We start from the raw sequence: 20,070 nt of genomic DNA, 5'->3' as shown, positions 1-20,070 counted from the left end.
TTAATTAAACCATAAAAAACTGTTTTATATAACAAAAATCGCAGTTCTTGTATATCTTCTATATTTTCACTATTATTACAGCGTGTAATATTGCACGATATTTGAGAAATCAGATGCTATTTAAAATATTAAAATTTTTCTTAAAGATCCTATTTCATGTAAGAATTCATGGTAATTTTGAAAACTTAAAACAAGATAGACTTCTCATTACCCCTAATCATGTATCTTTTCTTGATGGTATTCTAATCGGCGTATTTTTACCCGTAAGACCAGTCTTTGCTATTTATTCGGGTTATATTAATCATTGGTTAGTTCGCTTAGCAAAGCGCTATGTTGATTTTGTTCCAATGGATCCACTTAGTCCAATGGCAATAAAGCGATTAGTTCGCGAAGTTGAAAAAGGCCGCCCGATAGTCATATTCCCTGAAGGAAGAATTACTATAACTGGCTCATTAATGAAAATTTATGATGGTGCTGCTTTTGTTGCTGCTCGCTCTCAAGCCACCATTGTACCAGTGTGGATCGAAGGTGCTGAATTTACTTTAACTAGTCGTTTAAAAGGTTTATTTAAACGTCGTTTATTCCCTAAAATAACCATTCATGTACTTAACCCTACATCTATTCCGATGCCCGATGCGCCTAAAGCTAGTGAAAGGCGTTATATTGCAGGTGAAAAACTTCATCAAATTATGATGAATGCACGCATGGCAAGTCGTCCAAAATTAACGCTGTTTGAAGCATTATTAGAAGCACAAGTTCGCTATGGCGTGAAATCAAGAATGGTACAAGATCCTACAACTAACGAAGCATCTTATCGCAATTTATTAAAACAAATTATAGGTGTTAGTTGTATTATTGCCAAAATTACTAAAAATAAAGAGCGAGTAGGTGTTTTATTACCCAATGCAACTATTACTGTTGCAACTATTTTTGGTTTGTCAGTAAAAAATCGAACTCCAGCAATGCTTAACTATACTGCGGGAACAAAAGGCTTAAACTGTGCCATTACTGCTGCTGAAATCAAAACGATTATTACTTCACGCAAATTTATTAGAAAAGGTAAACTTGATTATCTACTTGAAGAAATCAAAGACGTTAAGTGGTGTTTTCTTGAAGATTTGCGTAAAAACTTAACTTTAAAAGATAAGCTTTATGTTGCAGTACATCAATATATTCCACGCTTAATTAAATACCAACAATCAAGCGATGACGAAGCACTAGTACTGTTTACCTCTGGTTCAGAGGGAAACCCTAAAGGTGTTGCTCATAGTCATGGAAGCCTACTTGCTAATGTTGAACAAATTCGAACGGTTATAGATCCAACCCCTGCAGATCGCTTCATGTCGGCTCTACCATTATTCCATGCTTTTGGTATTACAGCAGGATTATTTTTACCGCTATTTTCAGGTAGCCGTACATTTTTATATCCAAATCCATTACATTACCGTATGGTCCCTGAAATTATTTATGACCAAAATTGTACGGTTTTATTTGGTACGCCAACTTTCTTGGCAAACTATGCCCGTTATGCGCACCCATATGATTTTATGCGTTTACGCTATGTTGTTGCAGGTGCCGAAAAATTATCAGATGCAGTACGAGAACAATGGAAAGATAAATATGGTATTCGTATTTTAGAAGGTTATGGCGTTACCGAGTGTGCACCTGTTGTAGCCCTTAATGTTCCTATGGCATTTAAAGCTGGGACTGTAGGGCGATTACTTCCAGGCATGGTATCAAGATTAATTCACATTCCGGGCATTAGCGATGGAGGCCAATTGCAAGTCAAAGGACCTAATGTGATGAAAGGTTATTTACGGGTGGAAAATCCGGGCAAACTTGAAGAACCAGTAGCAGTTGATGAAAATGGACAAGCCGAAAAAGGTTGGTATGATACCGGTGATATCGTTGCTATTGATAGTGAGGGTTTTTTGACAATTAAAGGACGCTTGAAACGATTTGCAAAAATTGCTGGTGAAATGGTTTCATTAGAAAGTGTTGAATCCTTAGCAAAAGAAGTTGACTCTGATGCAATGCACGGTGCAACAGTTAAAGCCGATGCAGCTAAAGGGGAAGCAATTGTCTTATTTACTACCTCAACAAAATTAAATCGAGAGCAACTTAATCAGGCATCTCAAGAATTGGGCATTCCAGCACTAGCTATTCCTCGTGATATTCGTATAGTAAAAGAGTTACCGCTACTAGGTACGGGGAAAATTGATTTTATTACTTTACGAAAAATGGCTGATGAATAAACTAAAGGATGTCACATGAAACAACATTCTCTATTAAGCAAAGGCATGGTTGCAACCATGCTTGCGCAGTTTTTTTCAGCATTTGCTGATAATGCAATCTTTTTTGCTATTTTAGCTTTCATTAAGAATTTACATTATCCAACATGGAGCCAATCGGTATTACAAATTAGTTTTGTCGCACCGTTTATCATACTTTCACCTTTTGTGGGGCAATTTGCTGACAGCATGTCAAAAGGCAAAGCAATGATGATTTCAAATAGCATCAAATTATTAGGTGCAGGTTGTATTTGTTTAAATATAAGTCCTTTTGTTGGTTACTTTTTAGTTGGTATAGGTGCTGCGGCCTACTCTCCCGCTAAATATGGAATTTTAGGCGAACTAACTACAGGTGATAATTTAGTTAAAGCAAATGGGTTAATAGAAGCATCAACCATTGCCGCCATTTTACTTGGTTCGCTAGCTGGTGGTCATATTGCCGATCTTAATGTGAGCGCTTCCTTACTTGTGTGCGTGTTAGTGTATGGGCTAGCTGTTATTGCTAATTTTTTTATTCCTAAATTACCTGCTGCACGGCAAAATATTTCATGGCAATTTATCAATATGGTAAACGATTTTACTAATACATTAGAAATCATATGCAATAATAAACGTGTTTTATTTACACTATTGGGTACCAGTTTATTTTGGGGAGCTGGTATTACTTTACGTTTTCTATTAATTAGTTGGGTTCCAGCTATCTTAAATATTCATGACAACGCAACACCAACAAACCTTAATGCAATCGTTGCTATCGGTATTGTTATTGGCGCAGGTCTAGCTAGTACATTTATTAATATTAACAACACATTACGTTGTATTCCAGCAGGAATAATGATGGGAATAGCTGTAATCGCTTTTACATTACAAAGCCATATCATTTCATCTTATATACTACTTATTGTTATTGGTGCATTAGGTGGGTTCTTTTTAGTGCCATTAAATGCCTTTATTCAAAAAATAGGTAAAGAGTTAGTTGGTGCTGGTAGTGTTATTTCAGTGCAAAATTTAAGCGAATATACTGCAATGATGGTAATGTTAGGATTTTATACGTTAGCCGTTGCTTTAAATTTATCGGTTACTGCTATCGGTGTTGGTTTTGGAAGCTTATTTGCTTTAGTTATATTTTTATTATGGTTAGGATTAAAAAATAATGAATCACATTAATCTATCAGCAATGATAACAGAAAGTCGTAATCCTAATAGCGAAAAAATAGATAACTGTTCAACATTAGAAATACTACAAATCATCAATAATGAAGATAAAAAAGTCGCATTGGCTATTGAAAAAGAGCTACCCAATATCGCAAAAGCCGTTGATGCGATTAGTTTAGCATTTTCAAATCAAGGTAGACTAATCTATATAGGTGCTGGCACTTCAGGACGACTAGGTATTTTAGATGCAAGTGAATGTCCACCAACTTATGGCACATTACCAGAACAAGTTATTGGCTTAATTGCTGGAGGCAAAACAGCCATTTTTAAGGCGGTTGAAAACGTCGAAGATAACCCAGAATTGGCAATTACTGACTTAAAAAACATTAATTTTAGCTCAAATGACGTTTTAGTTGGCATTGCCGCTAGTGGGCGCACACCTTATGTAATAGGTGCTATGCAATATGCTAAATCAATTGGATCAACAGTGATCAGCTTATGCTGTAACCCATCAGCTCCAATGATTAATTTAGCCAATATTGCTATTACACCAATTGTTGGTGCAGAAGTAATTACTGGCTCATCCAGAATGAAAGCAGGTACAGCACAAAAATTAGTTCTCAACATGTTAACTACTGCCAGCATGATAAAAATCGGCAAAGTTTATAGTAATTTGATGGTTGACGTAGAAGCTACCAACGCCAAACTTGTTGAACGGCAAATATCCATTGTTATGCAGGCTACAGATTGCAGTCGAGAAAAAGCCATTACCGCATTAACCGAAAGTAATAAGCATTGTAAAACTGCTATTTTGATGATTCTTTCAGGTTTAAATGCAGAGCAAGCCAGACTGAGACTAAAAAAAGAGAATGGTTTTATTCGTCAAACTCTGTAAGATAGGCTAAATTTACTTTAATAAACAATAAAAAATTAAGTTTTTTATTAAAATGTGATGCTCACATAATTTTTAACTTATTTTTTCCTGTAAAATAACTAGATATTTTTATTTTATATACTTTATATTATGCAATTAATATAAAAAATTAGGAGGTCGTTATATGGTTGGAATTATCCTAGCAACTCATGGTGAGTTTGCGGAAGGTATTCTACAATCAGGATCGATGATATTTGGAGAGCAAGAAAATGTTAAAGCTGTTACCTTGCACCCAAGTGATAGTCCTGAAAGTTTAAAAGAACGAATGCTTGAAGCGATTGCAACATTTGCTAATCAAGAAGAAGTCCTGTTTTTAGTAGATTTATGGGGAGGAACACCATTTAATCAAGCTAACAATTTATGTGGTGAACATAGCAATTGGGCTATTGTTGCTGGTTTAAATTTACCAATGTTAATTGAAGCCTATTCATCTCGTTTTTCAATGGAAACGGCGAAAGAAATTGCTGCCGCAATTATTGAACCAGGCAAAGAAGGTGTTCGAACAACAGTCGAAATACCAACACAATCTTCTGCTTCTACTAAAAACGCAACTACTATCCCCGAAGGAACAGTAGTTGGAGATGGTAAAATGAAAATTGTGTTAGCTCGTGTTGACTCACGCCTATTACATGGACAAGTGGCGACAGCATGGACAAAATCAACCAATCCTAACCGTATTATTGTTGTTTCTGATTCGGTTGCAAAAGATGAATTAAGAAAAAAACTCATCCAAGAAGCAGCACCTCCTGGTGTAAAAGCAAATGTTGTTCCAGTTAAAAAAATTATTGAAGTTTCACGCGATCCTCGTTTTGGCAATACCAAAGCGCTACTTCTATTTGAAAATCCACAAGATGTGCTACGAACCATAGAGGGCGGCGTCGATATCAATGAACTTAATATTGGTTCAATGGCCCATTCCGTAGGAAAGGTTATGGTTAATAAAGTGCTGTCAATGAATGTTGATGATGTTGATACATTTGAAAAATTAAAAACAAAAAATGTGAAATTTGATGTTCGCAAAGTACCTAATGACTCTAGTAGTAATATGGACGAATTATTGAAAAAAGCGAAAGAAGAATTGGCGCAACAAAAGAATTAGTTTATTTAAGGGGTTATGTTATGACATTGTCAATTATTGCTATCATTTTAGTGATAGTTATTGCCTTTCTAGCTGGTATGGAAGGTATTTTAGATCAGTTTCAATTCCACCAACCTTTAGTGGCTTGTTCTTTAATTGGACTTGTAACAGGTAATTTAGAAGCTGGTGTTGTATTGGGCGGTTCGTTGCAAATGATTGCACTCGGTTGGGCCAATATCGGGGCGGCAGTAGCGCCTGATGCAGCTTTAGCATCGGTTGCTTCATCAATTATTTTAGTATTAGGCGGCCAAGGTATAACAGGCGTATCTACTGCTATAGCTGTAGCTATTCCACTTGCAGTTGCAGGGCTATTCTTAACCATGATTGTACGAACTATTGCTGTTCCATTAGTACACATGATGGATGCGGCAGCAGAAGAAGGCAATATTCAAAAAATTGAATGGTTACAAATTTTAGGTATCTGTTTACAAGGTTTACGTATCGCAATCCCAGCTGCTGCGTTACTCTTTATTCCTGCTGAAGTTGTTAGAAGTACATTAGAAGCAATGCCAGAATGGCTAACAACGGGAATGGCTATTGGTGGTGGAATGGTTGTTGCTGTTGGTTATGCGATGGTAATCAATATGATGGCAAACCGCGAAGTATGGCCATTTTTCATTATTGGTTTTGTCGTTGCCGCGATATCACAATTAACACTGATTGCACTTGGTGCTTTAGGTATAGCATTAGCACTAATTTACCTTAATCTTTCAGAACGTGGCAATTCATCCAATGGTGGTAGCAAAGGTGACCCACTTGATGATATTTTAAATGATTACTAAAAACTTGGAGAAGAAAATGACTGATAGAATCCAATTAAACAAAAAAGATCGTTTAGCGGTTGCTTGGCGTTCAACCTTCCTCCAAGGGTCTTGGAACTATGAACGTATGCAAAATGGTGGATGGGTCTATTCAATGATCCCTGCTATCAAAAAATTATACACCACCAAAGAGGCTCGCTCTGCAGCTCTTAAGCGTCACCTAGAATTTTTTAATACTCACCCTTATTTAGCTTCTCCAGTACTTGGGGTAACTCTTGCACTTGAAGAGGAACGGGCTAATGGAGCTGCTGTTGATGACGTAGCAATTCAAGGGGTAAAAGTTGGGATGATGGGACCACTAGCGGGTGTAGGTGATCCTGTATTCTGGTTTACCGTACGTCCAATGCTCGGCGCTCTTGGCGCTTCACTTGCACTAAGCGGTAATATTATGGGACCAATTTTATTCTTCTTATTATGGAATATTATTCGTTGGGGATTCATGTGGTATACCCAAGAATTTGGTTACCGTACAGGCTCTAAAATAACCGATAATTTATCAGGCGGATTACTGCAAAAAATCACCAAAGGAGCTTCTATTTTAGGAATGTTTGTACTGGCAGCCTTAGTACAAAGATGGGTATCAATTAAATTCCAACCAGTTGTATCTACTGTCAAGCTAGACAATGGTGCTTTTATTGATTGGAATACATTACCAGCAGGTGCTGAAGGCATTCAACAAGCATTAATTCAAATGCAAAGCGGATTATCACTGACTCAACAAAAGGTAACCACCTTACAAAATAACTTAGATCAATTAATACCTGGACTTGTCCCCTTACTATTGACTTTCTTTTGCATGTGGTTACTTCGTAAAAAAGTATCACCAATCCTAATTATTTTGGGATTATTTATAGTAGGTATTGTTGGCCATGTAATCGGTCTTTTATAAACATATAGCTATGCCTATATATATTTAGAAAGTATGATATTTTAAAATAACGCCAACTTTCTATTTAATATTACATTAACCTTTTCATCACACCATGTGATGAAAAGGTATCATTAATCATTCGAACTTTGCATGGATATAGGGTAGATGGTTCAATCATTAAATACTAAAATTGATTTAACAATGAAAGCAACCGCATTTACAGGCTTATCTGAATACGGCAATATAATAATTGGTGACAAAGCCTTCGAGTTTTATCATCAACACGATCCACGCAAATATATCCAAATACCATGGAATGAAATTGATTATGTGATTGCTTCTGTATTGTTAGGTGGTAGATGGATCCCTCGTTATTCAATACAAACAAAAAAAAACGGCACATTCACCTTTGCATCTAAAGAGCCCAAGAAGGTATTAAAAGCCATTCGAGTTTATATTGACGGGCAAAAAATGGTACGCTCACTTGGCTTTTTTGATGTTTTAAAGAGAGCTTTTTTTCACAAAAAGAACAAAAAATAAAAATCACTATTTTATTATATTTATCGATTTCCACTTAAATTAAATAAATTATAGTTAGTATCATTTTTCCCACTCTTTTTTTAAGTTAATCAATATAACACCGCTTCATCAACAAACAGCCATTGCACTTTTTGCTAGAAAGAGTATAATTCTGGGGCTTTGATTTTGTCCGTGTTGGGCAGGAAAAAGATTATTTTTTAATTTAAGAGGATGTTATGGTAACTATTCGTTTAGCTCGTGGTGGCTCTAAAAAGCGCCCTTTTTATCAAGTAGTTGTCACTGATAGCCGTAACCCACGTGATGGCCGTTTTATTGAGCGCGTTGGCTTTTTTAATCCAATTGCACAAGGTAAAGCAGAAGAATTACGTTTAGATCTTGATCGCGTAAATCATTGGGTTGGTTTAGGTGCAACTGTTTCTGATCGTGTTAATGCACTAATTAAACAAGCACAAAAAGCTGCTTAATTTAGTAATTGATAATCACTGTAATGATGAATACTGAGAATCTTATTGTTGTTGGTAAACTTGGTTCAAGCTACGGCATTCGCGGATGGCTCAGAATTTTTTCGTTTACAGAATTCCCAGATAGCATTTTTGATTACACTCCTTGGTATATCCAGCGTGCTGGGCAATGGCAAGAGGTAATTGTAGAGAGCTTTAAACCGCATAATCATGATATGATTGTAAAACTTAAAGGCATTGATGATCGTGATCAAGCCATTGCATTAACCAATATTGAAGTGTTTGTTGATGCAGAAAAATTACCAGCACTTAGCAATGGTGATTTTTATTGGAAAGATCTCATTGGGTGCCGAGTTAAAACAGTTAATAACTATGATTTAGGACTGGTAACTGATTTGATGGAAACCGGATCTAACGATGTATTAGTGGTTAAAGCAAATCTAAAAGATGCATTTGGAGCAACAGAACGTTTAATCCCTTTTGTTGATAATCAATTTATAAAACAAGTTGATTTAACAACAAAAATGATTGTGGTCGATTGGGATCCTGCTTTTTAATTGGTAAGGTAAAACTATGTGGATTGGCGTAATTAGCCTTTTTCCCGAAATGTTTCAAGCTATTACCTGTTATGGCGTAACTGGTCGAGCCGTTAAAAATGGGCTGTTAACAGTAGAGTATTGGAACCCTCGCGATTTTGCGCATGATAAGCATAAGACTGTCGATGATAGGCCTTATGGTGGTGGTCCTGGCATGTTAATGATGGTACAACCACTTAAAGATGCAATTCATGCGGCAAAAACAGTGGCAGGTAACAATACAAAAGTAATCTATCTTTCCCCACAAGGGCGCAAATTAGACCAACAAGGTGTTTGCGAATTGTCACAAAATAAAAATTTAATTTTGATTTGTGGACGATACGAAGGTATAGATGAACGCGTTATTCAAACCGAAATTGACGAAGAATGGTCAATTGGGGACTACGTGTTAAGTGGTGGTGAAATACCAGCGATGACCATGATTGATGCATTAGCAAGGTTTATTCCTGGCGTGCTAAATCACCAATCATCGGCAAAAGAAGACTCTTTTGCTAACGGTTTACTTGACTATCCACACTATACTCGTCCTGAGGTGTTAGATGGAATGGCGGTACCTGACGTATTAATGTCTGGTCACCATGAAGCGATTCGTCGCTGGCGATTAAAACAATCACTAGGACGAACTTGGTTAAGAAGAGAAGATCTTCTTGCAAATCTAGCTCTGACTGATGAAGAGCAATGTTTACTCGCTGAATTCCAACAAGAATACAGTGACAAACTAAGCAATTAATATTTCAGTATAACTAGTAAGAGATAATATTATGAAAAATGCAATTATTCAGCAATTAGAACAAGAACAAATGAAAAAAGACATCCCGTCTTTTCGCCCTGGTGACACGGTTGAAGTAAAAGTATGGGTTGTTGAAGGTAACAAAAAACGTCTTCAAGCTTATGAAGGTGTTGTTATTGGCATTCGCAACCGTGGTTTGCACTCTGCATTTACCGTACGTAAGATTTCGAATGGTGAAGGTGTTGAGCGAGTATTCCAAACTCACTCACCAATTGTTGATTCAATTACTGTGAAACGTCGTGGTCAAGTACGTCAAGCTAAACTTTACTACTTACGCGAACTTCGTGGTAAAGCAGCTCGTATCAAAGAGCGCCTTAACTAAATTTTATTGGTTTAATTGTCTAAAACCAATTAAAAAATATCAGATTAAACATGGTCACCTTTTTGGTGGCCGTTTTTGTATCTAACAAAAATCATTCCCTAGCAACTAATAATGTTAACAAAATTAAAGGGAATTTAATTGTTATTCTTTGAAAGGTAACACTATGGATGACTATCTTGTTAATATCCTTGCCACAACTGTAAAGCTATTTGCATTAATGACACCTCCTGCTGTTTTAAGTGCATTTTTAAGTGGCACAAAACAATACGACGAACAGCTTAGACGCAAAACAGCACTCAAAACATCCTGTGCCGTATTTATCATCGGTATAGTACTATTCTTTTTTGGTAATACCATGTTTAGTGTCTTTGGTTTTACTCTTGATGCATTCCGAATTGGTTCTGGAGCGTTGCTATTTATCACTGCAGTGTCACTAATGAATGATTCTCCAGAAAAGAACAAAATTAACAGTGATGACGATATCAGTGTTGTACCCCTTGCAATTCCACTTTGTATGGGACCCGCTTCCATTGGTACTATCATTGTTATGGGAACAAGCTCCGTAGGCTTTGCAGCCAATATGATTGGCGCTGTTTCTTTATTCATTGCATCTTCAGGGATTTATGCAATGCTATTATGTGCAAAAAGTATTGCTAAAGTATTAAAAAACACAGGTATTGCTATCTTATCAAAACTAACTGGGTTGCTAATATCAGCTATTGCTGCGCAAGTCGTTTTTACGGGTGTATCAGCTTTTCTAAAATAACTTGTATCAGAAAGGATTTCATCAAGATTATACCAAGCAAACGCACTTAACTTAGTGCCTTAAAATAAAGATAAATCACAAATAGTAAAAACATTAATAATCTGATTTTAAAAATTAAATGTAATCACCTAAACCGATTTATTAGGTGATTACAAACAAATTAATAGGTCAATAAAATTAATCTAACGTTTTTATTATTAAAGAATTTCGTTTCTTATAGAAAAAGTAAGAAACCAAAATAATTATTACTAAAACAACTTCTGATAATAAAATAAAATGCCCTGACTCCCCAAACCAAACACCAATAATAATCACAATATTAACAATAATAGAAACCCCTGCCAGCCAAGGAAATAATGGCGATTTGAACTTTACCATCTCTTTGGGATATTTACCGTTATTTACTCCCTTACGGAACTGATATTGACACCAAGCAATAATAATCCATGCAAAACATCCCACTTGCCCTGTTCCCGCTACTAAATAAATATACAATTTTTCAGCGGCAATATATTTCGAAAATAGTGAAACTAGCGCAATAATAGCAATAAATAAAATACCTTTTGTGGGCACTCCACGCTTATTTACGTCTGAAAAATATTGAGGTGCGAGTTTATCTTGTGCCATAGACCACAGCATTCTTGAACTGGCATAAATTGCAGAATTAGCCGCCGATATTGCCGCACAAAAAATAACAAAAAGCATTAAATACGAAGCTATTGAAATTCCTGCTTTATTAAATACCCACACAAATGGGCTAATTTCAGAATGAACCGTTCCATATGGATAAACAAGGGCTAAAACAGCAATAGCCAGAACATAAAATAGAATAATGCGAAAAGCAACACCAGTAATAATTTTGGGTAACACAGACTGTGGAGATTGCGCCTCACCAGCTGCACTACCAATTAATTCGACACCCTGAAAGGAATAGGTCACGATAGTCATACAAACCAATATGGCTAAAAAACCATTAGGAAACCACCCTTTTTCGGTTTTAAATGTTGGTAAGATATGCGTTTCGCTATATTGGTGATTAAGTAAATAAATCCCCACCCCAATAAATGCAATAATCGCAAGAACCTTAATAGTTGAAAACCAATACTCACTTTCTCCAAATGCACGAACAGAGGTTAAATGCACTGAAGTAAGAACAATTAGAATTAATAGACTAAAAAGATAAATAGGAATCGAAGGGAAGGTTTGGTGAGCAATCATTGAAGCAGCGGTTAAATCTGCCGCCATAGACAGTACCCAACTAAGCCAATACAACCAACCGATGGTATAACTCCAAATTGGATTGGGTATAAACATCAACGCATAGTGTTGAAATGAACCTGCATGAGGAAATGCACAAGAAAGTTCACCTAAACATAACATAGTTGAAAGCATTATGCTTCCTGCCATTAAATAAGCAATAATTGTTCCTAACGGACCAACTGTGCTAAGTGGAGCTGCAATACCAATAAATAATCCAGTACCAATTGATCCACCTAATGAAATCATCAATAAATGACGATTTTTTAGGTTTTTCTTTAAATTACTACTGGGATAAGGGTTTTCTTGTGATTCAGATGTTGTCATATAAACCGCCTAGTAATTAATAAAAACTGCTGGTTACCCAGCAGTTAACACAAATTAATAAATAAACCGTTTTTCTACACCATTAGTTTGACAAGCCATTAGTAAAGCAGTGTAATCAAGCTCAAATCCAATAACATCGCCAACACGAAGTGTTTGAGTAACATCTTCAATATCAACCAAGGTATGATCACTGGTTTGACCCAATACAGTAATATCATCATTGATGGGTATACAGCTTTCTGCTGGCACATCTTGACGTCCAAAGGCAAGAAGTGCGCGTTTGCGTGTACCGCTATCAACAAAGGTTTTACTGTTTAAAAAAGCATCTACACCTAATTCACCAACAGGAACTGTTGGTTTACTATTGAGTTCAATGATTTGCGCATATAATTTGTAAATATTACTACATGCTTTATCAACGGGTTTATTTGAATGATGAAACTCGTCAAGATATTTCATATCCACATATTCAATACCAAACTCGTGTAAACCACCAATTCTCAAATGATTTAATCCTTCTGGCCAAATACCTTTATCCAATAAGTGGTAACTGGTACAATTACCGGCCGATAAATACTTTATTTTAATATTACAAACTTGCTCTACTTTACGCGCTATTTTTAAAAAGTCTACTCCATTTTTAACTGTAGGTAGTACAGTACCATAGCAATTAAAATTGGTGCCGAGCCCATAGAGCTCAACACCGGGTAAAGAAAGAATAAGTTTAACCGTATCAATGATTTCATCAATATGTTCAAACCAAATACCTTCGCGTAAATCCCCCATATCAACCATTAATAAAACTTGATGTACTTTTTGTTGTTTAACGGCTTCATCAGAAAGTGCCTGAATTACTGCTTTTTCGCTGTTTAAACTAATATCAGCATATCTAACAACATCACTAATTTCACTTAAACAAGGGCTACGTAATAAGCAGGTTTTACAATTTAAAGCTTCTTTTAATTTCTTTAAATTGTATGTTCTTGATTCAGCAATCACATCAATACCGCCTTCAAGTACTGCTTTGGCTGTTTCAACACAACCATCAAAAACTTTATTAACAGCCATAACTTCAATACCGTGTTTAGCTAATAAATCTTTTTCAACACGAGCATTATTTCTTAATTTGCGTAAATCAATTTCTAATATAGGTTTGTACATAATTTTACTCCTCTATATATTATTACTACTGCAAACGGTTACGTTTTTGGGCTCGATAATAAATCCATTCAGCTAAACCAATGGCAAGTACTGCACCACCAACAATTTTAGCAATATATTCGACATACCCCCCCATATCTATTTGCGCAGGTGGAATAAACACTAATACCACAGCAAATAGAGTAGATAAGAAACCAAGTGCTGGTAACACAATTGGCAACACCTTACCCGGAATTTTAAAGCTACGCGGTACATCAGGTTGAGTAAAGCGTAAACGATAATACGCAATAAACATCACTAAATATGGGATAAAATAACAAATTGTTGTAAGTGCTGTTAACATCCAATATGCCGCTGCAATACTTGGCGACACAAAAGTTGAAAAACAAAGTACTGTAACAATAATAGCTTGAATAATTAACGCAAAGGCTGGTGTTTTATATACTGGATGTAAACGACCAATGCGTTCTCCAAGCAAATTATCTTCTTTTGATGCTTCTTGTAGCATATAAATCGGACCAACTAACCATGAGTTTATTTGTCCTAATGCACCAAAAAACAAACAAATTGCCATTACTGGTAATAACCAAGGCATATGCAATTCTTTAGCTGAGGCTTCCATTGCTTGCATAACACCCGCTACGATATCAGTATCCGCTGCTGGTAATAAAGTATTAATAGCCCATGTTCCGACCATATAAATACCAACAATTACCACTGCTGAAACCAACATTGCTTTTGGAAAGTCTCGTTGTGGATCTCGTGTACGCCCTGCAATCATTGGAGCCACCTCAAGACCAGCAAATGCGAACATCATGCTAGATAGAAAAACAATAGTATCCCAACTACTTAAATCAGGTAACCAATCACTAACATGACTATAGCTTGTAGCCATAGGATGCCCTGTGAATAACCATACAACAGCTAATAGCACAATAATAGCGGCTGGAATAAATACACCAAGCCATGCACTCACACTATTAATAATCTTAGTCCATTGCATCCCTTTAATATTCATCAGTGTTAAAATCCAGAATACCACCATAGAGCCAACACCAATAAATACTTGATTTTGAGCTAACTCAGCACTAAACATATACCCAATTGCAGTAAAACCAAATTGCAACATTAACGGGAAGAAAAGAACGCAAGAGAACAAAAAGCAAACAACAACTATCCAACCGATACGTTTACCAAATGCTTCTTTTACCCAAACAAAAATTCCACCATCTTTTGGCCAACCGGTTGAAAGTTCGCCACAAACCATAGCTAATGGGAAGAAAAGACAAAATGCAGCAAGTAACCAAAGTACCATTGCTGACGCCCCATAAGGAGCAACATTAGGAATTTGACGCAAACTTAGTATTGCAATGACATTCATAAAAACAATGTCTTTAATACCAAGTAGACTTGAATCTTTAGAATCACTCATAATAACCTCACTTTATCATATCTGGAGCATAAAATGCCCCAGATATTGATGATTAATATATGTCGTATCCAACCATATCTTCGTAAGTGTCCTCACGGCGAATCAATCTATCCTTGCCTTCTTTATCTATCATTACAACAGAAGTACGAGGACGATTGTTATAAACAGTTTGGCTTTCGATGGTATAAGCACCAGCATCAAGGAAAGCAACAATATCACCGATTTGAGTGTCTTTTGGCATTAAGAATTCTTCACCTTTAACACCGACATGGAAATAGTCACCACCATCACATAAAGGACCAGCCAATTTGATGTACTCATCATGTGTTTCATTGATTTTTGAAGCATTATAAACATAGAAGAACCAATCAAAATGTTGACTATCAGATAGCACACTATAACCAGCATCAACAAATTTCCACTCAACATGCTCTTCAATATTGCCATCTAAATCATAATTGGTTTTACGTTTTTCACAGGCAACTTCAGTTACAAGCACACCTGCTGAGCCTGTTACTTTACGACCTGGCTCAATACAGATTTCAACATCAGTACGCCATTTGTGTACTTCACTAATAACAGCATCAGCAAAATCTTGTGCAGTAATACCTGCATACATATTATCTTCTAATGGATTACCATTTTCTTCATCATATTTATAAGGAACAGGGATCCCCCCACCTACGTTGATTAAATCAAATTTAATACCAAGCACTTCTTCTAAGCGACGTGATTCATCAACTAAAACTTTCGTAGCTTTAGCAAAAGGCTCTGATTCTGGAACCTGATCACCAACGTGCATATGTAAACCGCGTAAATGAACATATGGCATTTCTAAAATACGACGACATGTTTCTTCTGCTTGTTCTAAATCGATACCTGATTTAGCATGATAAGCAGTGACTAATTCTGCGTGAGTTGCTGACGGAACATTTGGTTCAACACGCACACAAACATTTGCTACCTTTTTCAAACGTCTTGAAATCTCATCAATAATATCAAGCTCATATAAGCTATCTACGTTGATAATATACAGATCATTTTGGATAGCAAACTCTAAATCCACTGGTTTTTTAACAACACCATTAAACACAATTTGGCTACCAGGGAAACCGATATCTAAACATTTACGCACTTCAAACATTGAGTTCGCTTCGGCATAAATTCCTGCATCTTTAATCGCTTTAAGAACGCCCATTACTGAACAAGTTTTTGATGCATAGAAAATTTTTGTTTTTGGATGAGCTTTAAATGCCTCTTTAATTTCTTGCACATTACGATCAATCTCCTTTTCAGAAAACACATAAAAAGGCGTTGGATATTTTTTGGCTAACTCTTCTAAATTAACACCATCAAAACAAAGTTTGCCACTTTCAGCGCTAAAACGACGATCTTTAGTTACAAGATCAGTACGTAATTTGTTATAATTTGACATAATTTTGTCGGACATATAGCCTCCAGTTAATGATTACATAAAAAATAAGTAAAATGGCTTCTCACTTGTTGTGCAATCAGCATGCCAACTTTTAAAAAAAAAATAATCAATATATTAACAAACAAAACGCAAGTAAAAATTTAATCATTTAGTATAAAATCCGTTTTTATGACAAAAATTTGTCATTTTTATATGATAATTAACAGGCGTTTAAATTAAACAAAGCTAAATATAACAAATCACCCTAGTTCAAAAGGCACGAATATCATGACAATCGATCCTGAATTATTACAATCATTGGAAATATTTAAACATTTTTTTGATTTAATCCATCAACCAATGGCGATTATTGATAAAGAAGGCAAATATGTTTATTACAATCAGGAAAGTGCTGAACTTGATGGTTACCCTATAGAACAAGCTATAGGAAAACCAATGCTTAAAGTTTATCCCAAGATGCGAAAAGAAGACAGCACGATGTTGCAAGCCCTACAACATGGGAAAGAATATCAAAACAATTACCAAAGCTATTATAACCATGTAGGTAAACTTGTAGATTATATGCACACAACAGTTCCTCTTTATAATAAAAATCAAAAAATTATCGGCGCAATAGAAATAGGTCGAAATTTATCTACTGTTAGGCAATTACAAGACCAAGTATTCAAGCTCAATAGCAAGCTATATCAAAATAAAGAACAACCATTACCAGAAATTGTTTTTGTATCAAAAACAATGCAAGAGGTTATCGATCAAACTAACATCTTGGGAGCAAATGATGTTCCTGTATTAATAGTTGGCGAAACAGGAACAGGTAAAGAGCTATTTGCTCGTTTAATCCACCAAACAAGCCAACGCCGTGACAAAGCATTTATCTCGCTCAACTGTAGTGCACTACCAACCACACTGATTGAAAGCACCCTATTTGGTACGGTCAAAGGCGCATTTACGGGTGCTGAAAACCGACAAGGTTATTTAGAACTGGCTAACGGAGGCACATTATTCCTTGATGAATTAAATGCTATGCCTCTTGAAATGCAAAGTAAATTATTACGATTCTTACAAGAAAAAACCTACTGGCAATTAGGTGGTAATAAAGAAATGCATTCAGATGTTCGTATTGTTGCTGCCATGAATGAACCACCTACAGAACTATTAAAAACAGGAAAAATGAGAAGTGATCTGTTTTTTCGCTTAAACGTTGGTTTAATAAAACTCCCCGCTTTACGCGACAGAACAGAAGATATTCCGGTGTTAGCACGCTATTTTATTGATAAACATAAAAACGACGTCAATGTCGTAATTAGCGGTATCAGTGAACATGCACTACAACAATTAATATCAGCTCCTTGGCCCGGTAATGTCCGTATGCTTGAAAATACAATTGTCAGAAGTATGGTATTACAAAACGAACCGGGTGAATTACAGAATATTGTCCTTGATGAAGATCTATTCGATCTTAATAGTTCATCTTCTCAAAACGATGATATCAATAAACCAGAAAATTTACCTATCAACACATCTACTGATGGAAACAACTTAATTGAACAAGTTGAAAACTATGAACGACAACTCATCATTAACGCATTAAATCAAGCCAACGGCAAAATTATAACGGCGGCAAAACTATTAAACATTTCACGCACAACGTTACAATACAAAGTAAAAAAATACCATATTCAAATGGGCGTAATTAATTAAACGATCGAGCACAAGCAAATGCACTACTCCATGCCCATTGAAAATTATAGCCACCTAACCAGCCTGACACATCGACAACCTCACCAATAAAATAGAGGTTGGGGTGTGTTTTAACTGCCATAGTTTTGGAAGACAACGCATCAGTACTTATACCACCAAGAGTCACCTCCGCAGTACGATAACCCTCAGTCCCATTTGGAGTAATATGCCAATGTGTTAAAGCATTATACAAGTCTTGCTGTTGTTTGGGATTAATTTGCTTAACTATTATATCGTTTATCAAATTGAGTTGTATTAACACCTCAACAAGCCTTTTAGGTAAAACCTGTGCTAAACAATTTTTTATAGTTTGATTACGATTCTGCTCTAATAATGGTTTAAACGATGATTCGAATGTGAAATCAGGTAATAAATTAATAGTAATTGACTCTCCAGCCTGCCAATAGCTTGATATTTGCAAAATAGCTGGTCCTGAAATTCCTCGATGAGTAAATAATAGATTCTCCTTAAAACTAACTCTTTCATTAGAAACTTCAACAGCAACAGCAATACCAGACAAGGTTGATAATATATCAAGTAAAGGTTTATGTAACGTGAACGGTACTAATCCTGCTTTGACTGGTATCACTGGAATAGCCAATTTTTCAGCAATTTTATAGCCAATTGAAGTCATGCCAAGGGCAGGCATCGATAAGCCTCCCGTAGCAATAATAAGATTATCACTATCAATAATGCCTCGAGAAGTATGTAATTTAAATTCTATTTTATCACTGCTAATATCTTCAACCTGAGTCTGCATCATAAAATGAACATGCCCTTTTTGGCACTCGTTTAATAGCATATCAACAATATCTTGCGCTGAATTATCACAAAATAATTGCCCATGATCTTTTTCATGGTAAGCAATACCATACTGATTTACTAATTGGATAAAGTCCCACTGAGTAAATTGTTTCAAAGCTGATTTACAAAAATGAGGATTGCAAGAAATATAATTACTAGGTTCAACCATTAAATTAGTAAAATTACATTTACCACCACCAGACATTAGAATTTTGCGTCCTAACTTTTTACCATTATCAATCACAGTAACATCATACCCTTTTTGCCCCAGTAAACCTGCGCAAAAAAGCCCAGCGGCGCCAGCACCCACAATCGTAATTTTAGTTTGCATTATTAATAGATAAAAAATAAAAGATAACAAATTATAACAGTATACAATTGTCACACATAGTTATTGAATCAAATAACATATTTTATACTCAAACACATAGTTACCTGAAACTTTTTAACAAGAAAGAAAAAGAACTTATATCCCATTTTCTAAAGCCAAATTTAAAAGCAACGCCTTAACTTATAAAAAAAAATAAATCATAAACGTAAATACTACTATTAGCTTTATTAATAACGTTTATATAACTTATTAAAAGATTGACTTATAAATATATTTATTAAGCCAGCATTCTTTTTATTTTTCATCCAATTATAAAGGTATGATTATGCAATTTTTATAAAAGGAGGGTAAATATATCAAAATAATCTTTATTACTTATTTAAACTTAATTAGTAGTAAAAAGCTTGTATTGTTTAAATAATTAACTAATTGATTTTAATAATATATTGATAAACCAGCGACAACTATCACCGATTTATCATTTTTAATATCTTTATAGTACTATTCTATCTTCTTATCCGCTCTTTTTTATTCGCATTTTATTAAAAAATAGATAAGCAGATATAGCAACAACAAAATTTCCTAGTGCAGCAAATATCGTTACAACATTAAGAGCAAAATAGTTAAATAAAATAAATCCTGTCAAAATTGCACCAATTGCCGCACCAAAAGTATTAATCGCATAAAGATGTCCAGTGGTTTGACCAATATTTTTCCAAAACTGTGCTATATAAGTAATTAAAATTGGAAGTGTTGCTCCCATCAAAAGGGCTGGAATAAGCACCAATAAGAAATTAACAATTGCAACAACAATTAAATTGTAAACAATAAAGATATCACCGACAAATAAAATAAGTTGATAACTAATTATTCCAAATAAACCAATTCCAAATTCACT

General features: G+C 35.3%; 17 protein-coding genes and 3 pseudogenes. 14 read left to right on the top strand and 6 right to left on the bottom strand.

Translation table 11 applies throughout. The features are described 5' to 3' along the window. Nucleotides 1-113: 113 nt before the first annotated feature. From aas to ACGH6S_RS04580, 13 genes and pseudogenes are all read left to right on the top strand, one after another. Nucleotides 114-2,255: a bifunctional acyl-ACP--phospholipid O-acyltransferase/long-chain-fatty-acid--ACP ligase gene (gene aas / locus ACGH6S_RS04640; RefSeq protein WP_411578365.1), complete on the top strand. Its 2,142-nt coding sequence runs from the start codon at nucleotides 114-116 to the stop codon at nucleotides 2,253-2,255. Between the two features lie 15 nt (nucleotides 2,256-2,270). After that, nucleotides 2,271-3,458: a lysophospholipid transporter LplT gene (lplT, locus tag ACGH6S_RS04635; protein ID WP_034913708.1), complete on the top strand. Its 1,188-nt coding sequence runs from the start codon at nucleotides 2,271-2,273 to the stop codon at nucleotides 3,456-3,458. After that, nucleotides 3,445-4,341 (top strand): N-acetylmuramic acid 6-phosphate etherase, encoded by an 897-nt coding sequence (murQ, locus tag ACGH6S_RS04630; protein ID WP_411578364.1) that lies wholly within the window; start codon nucleotides 3,445-3,447, stop codon nucleotides 4,339-4,341. Before lplT ends, murQ begins: the two co-directional genes overlap by 14 nt. A 163-nt stretch (nucleotides 4,342-4,504) precedes the next feature. Next, a pseudogene (locus ACGH6S_RS04625) lies at nucleotides 4,505-4,885 on the top strand (PTS sugar transporter subunit IIA); the annotation flags it as partial. A 60-nt stretch (nucleotides 4,886-4,945) separates the two neighbouring features. Continuing rightward, nucleotides 4,946-5,479 (top strand): annotated as a pseudogene (locus ACGH6S_RS04620) (PTS system mannose/fructose/N-acetylgalactosamine-transporter subunit IIB); the annotation flags it as partial. 26 nt (nucleotides 5,480-5,505) lie between these two features. Then, on the top strand, nucleotides 5,506-6,300 hold the full coding sequence (locus ACGH6S_RS04615; RefSeq protein WP_065608764.1) for a PTS mannose/fructose/sorbose transporter subunit IIC: 795 nt from the start codon (nucleotides 5,506-5,508) through the stop codon (nucleotides 6,298-6,300). A gap of 16 nt (nucleotides 6,301-6,316) precedes the next feature. Further along, a complete protein-coding gene (locus tag ACGH6S_RS04610) occupies nucleotides 6,317-7,228 on the top strand; it encodes a PTS system mannose/fructose/sorbose family transporter subunit IID (protein WP_034946776.1) in 912 nt (303 codons plus the stop codon). Nucleotides 7,229-7,375: 147 nt separating this feature from the next. Beyond that, on the top strand, nucleotides 7,376-7,750 hold the full coding sequence (locus tag ACGH6S_RS04605; protein ID WP_065589383.1) for a DUF956 family protein: 375 nt from the start codon (nucleotides 7,376-7,378) through the stop codon (nucleotides 7,748-7,750). Nucleotides 7,751-7,965: 215 nt separating this feature from the next. Further along, nucleotides 7,966-8,214: a 30S ribosomal protein S16 gene (gene rpsP / locus ACGH6S_RS04600; protein ID WP_034900786.1), complete on the top strand. Its 249-nt coding sequence runs from the start codon at nucleotides 7,966-7,968 to the stop codon at nucleotides 8,212-8,214. Nucleotides 8,215-8,237: 23 nt separating this feature from the next. Further along, nucleotides 8,238-8,768 (top strand): ribosome maturation factor RimM, encoded by a 531-nt coding sequence (rimM, locus tag ACGH6S_RS04595; protein WP_065609116.1) that lies wholly within the window; start codon nucleotides 8,238-8,240, stop codon nucleotides 8,766-8,768. A 16-nt stretch (nucleotides 8,769-8,784) separates the two neighbouring features. Continuing rightward, on the top strand, nucleotides 8,785-9,537 hold the full coding sequence (trmD, locus tag ACGH6S_RS04590; protein ID WP_296300493.1) for a tRNA (guanosine(37)-N1)-methyltransferase TrmD: 753 nt from the start codon (nucleotides 8,785-8,787) through the stop codon (nucleotides 9,535-9,537). 31 nt (nucleotides 9,538-9,568) lie between these two features. Further along, nucleotides 9,569-9,919, top strand: coding sequence for a 50S ribosomal protein L19 (gene rplS / locus ACGH6S_RS04585; protein ID WP_034913735.1), 351 nt, complete (start codon nucleotides 9,569-9,571; stop codon nucleotides 9,917-9,919). A 163-nt stretch (nucleotides 9,920-10,082) separates the two neighbouring features. Beyond that, nucleotides 10,083-10,685, top strand: a complete 603-nt coding sequence (locus ACGH6S_RS04580; protein ID WP_065561484.1) for a MarC family protein — start codon at nucleotides 10,083-10,085, stop codon at nucleotides 10,683-10,685. Nucleotides 10,686-10,862: 177 nt separating this feature from the next. Here ACGH6S_RS04580 and ACGH6S_RS04575 read toward each other — a convergent pair whose 3' ends face one another. Genes ACGH6S_RS04575 through lysA form a run of 4 tightly spaced genes read right to left on the bottom strand, consistent with a single transcriptional unit; the run spans nucleotide 10,863 to nucleotide 16,312 of the window. Further along, a complete protein-coding gene (locus ACGH6S_RS04575) occupies nucleotides 10,863-12,269 on the bottom strand; it encodes an amino acid permease (RefSeq protein ID WP_065635460.1) in 1,407 nt (468 codons plus the stop codon). Nucleotides 12,270-12,323: 54 nt separating this feature from the next. Further along, the gene (locus ACGH6S_RS04570) at nucleotides 12,324-13,430 is read right to left on the bottom strand and encodes an alanine/ornithine racemase family PLP-dependent enzyme (RefSeq protein WP_065635461.1); all 1,107 of its coding nucleotides are present in this window, start codon (nucleotides 13,428-13,430) and stop codon (nucleotides 12,324-12,326) included. Between the two features lie 25 nt (nucleotides 13,431-13,455). Beyond that, nucleotides 13,456-14,862 carry an APC family permease gene (locus ACGH6S_RS04565; protein ID WP_411578363.1) on the bottom strand — a complete coding sequence of 469 codons (1,407 nt, stop codon included), beginning with the start codon at nucleotides 14,860-14,862 and terminating at the stop codon, nucleotides 13,456-13,458. Between the two features lie 52 nt (nucleotides 14,863-14,914). Then, nucleotides 14,915-16,312 (bottom strand): diaminopimelate decarboxylase, encoded by a 1,398-nt coding sequence (lysA, locus tag ACGH6S_RS04560; RefSeq protein ID WP_065561486.1) that lies wholly within the window; start codon nucleotides 16,310-16,312, stop codon nucleotides 14,915-14,917. 249 nt (nucleotides 16,313-16,561) lie between these two features. Between lysA and ACGH6S_RS04555 the strand changes: the two genes are divergently transcribed. After that, nucleotides 16,562-17,998 (top strand): sigma-54 interaction domain-containing protein, encoded by a 1,437-nt coding sequence (locus tag ACGH6S_RS04555; RefSeq protein WP_141673734.1) that lies wholly within the window; start codon nucleotides 16,562-16,564, stop codon nucleotides 17,996-17,998. Here ACGH6S_RS04555 and ACGH6S_RS04550 read toward each other — a convergent pair. Together ACGH6S_RS04550 and ACGH6S_RS04545 are read right to left on the bottom strand one after the other, a co-directional pair. After that, nucleotides 17,991-19,172 carry an NAD(P)/FAD-dependent oxidoreductase gene (locus ACGH6S_RS04550; protein WP_411578362.1) on the bottom strand — a complete coding sequence of 394 codons (1,182 nt, stop codon included), beginning with the start codon at nucleotides 19,170-19,172 and terminating at the stop codon, nucleotides 17,991-17,993. The two genes, ACGH6S_RS04555 and ACGH6S_RS04550, sit on opposite strands and share 8 nt — an antisense overlap. Before the next feature lie 514 nt (nucleotides 19,173-19,686). Then, nucleotides 19,687-20,070: pseudogene (locus ACGH6S_RS04545) on the bottom strand (hypothetical protein); the annotation flags it as partial.

It is taken from the genome of Gilliamella sp. BG3 (genome assembly GCF_046635605.1).
Lineage (GTDB): Bacteria > Pseudomonadota > Gammaproteobacteria > Enterobacterales > Orbaceae > Gilliamella > Gilliamella bombi.
Note: the sequence above shows the minus strand (reverse complement) of the source record. Positions and strands in the feature narration are given on the sequence as shown.

Excerpts from the sequence above, each read along its gene's own strand:
- aas (WP_411578365.1), top strand. The coding sequence starts at position 114 with ATGCTATTTAAAATATTAAAATTTTTCTTAAAGATCCTATTTCATGTA.
- lplT (WP_034913708.1), top strand. The coding sequence starts at position 2,271 with ATGAAACAACATTCTCTATTAAGCAAAGGCATGGTTGCAACCATGCTT.
- murQ (WP_411578364.1), top strand. The coding sequence starts at position 3,445 with ATGAATCACATTAATCTATCAGCAATGATAACAGAAAGTCGTAATCCT.
- ACGH6S_RS04610 (WP_034946776.1), top strand. The coding sequence starts at position 6,317 with ATGACTGATAGAATCCAATTAAACAAAAAAGATCGTTTAGCGGTTGCT.
- ACGH6S_RS04605 (WP_065589383.1), top strand. The coding sequence starts at position 7,376 with ATGGTTCAATCATTAAATACTAAAATTGATTTAACAATGAAAGCAACC.
- rpsP (WP_034900786.1), top strand. The coding sequence starts at position 7,966 with ATGGTAACTATTCGTTTAGCTCGTGGTGGCTCTAAAAAGCGCCCTTTT.
- rimM (WP_065609116.1), top strand. The coding sequence starts at position 8,238 with ATGATGAATACTGAGAATCTTATTGTTGTTGGTAAACTTGGTTCAAGC.
- trmD (WP_296300493.1), top strand. The coding sequence starts at position 8,785 with ATGTGGATTGGCGTAATTAGCCTTTTTCCCGAAATGTTTCAAGCTATT.
- rplS (WP_034913735.1), top strand. The coding sequence starts at position 9,569 with ATGAAAAATGCAATTATTCAGCAATTAGAACAAGAACAAATGAAAAAA.
- ACGH6S_RS04580 (WP_065561484.1), top strand. The coding sequence starts at position 10,083 with ATGGATGACTATCTTGTTAATATCCTTGCCACAACTGTAAAGCTATTT.
- ACGH6S_RS04575 (WP_065635460.1), bottom strand. The coding sequence starts at position 12,269 with ATGACAACATCTGAATCACAAGAAAACCCTTATCCCAGTAGTAATTTA.
- ACGH6S_RS04570 (WP_065635461.1), bottom strand. The coding sequence starts at position 13,430 with ATGTACAAACCTATATTAGAAATTGATTTACGCAAATTAAGAAATAAT.
- ACGH6S_RS04565 (WP_411578363.1), bottom strand. The coding sequence starts at position 14,862 with ATGAGTGATTCTAAAGATTCAAGTCTACTTGGTATTAAAGACATTGTT.
- lysA (WP_065561486.1), bottom strand. The coding sequence starts at position 16,312 with ATGTCCGACAAAATTATGTCAAATTATAACAAATTACGTACTGATCTT.
- ACGH6S_RS04550 (WP_411578362.1), bottom strand. The coding sequence starts at position 19,172 with ATGCAAACTAAAATTACGATTGTGGGTGCTGGCGCCGCTGGGCTTTTT.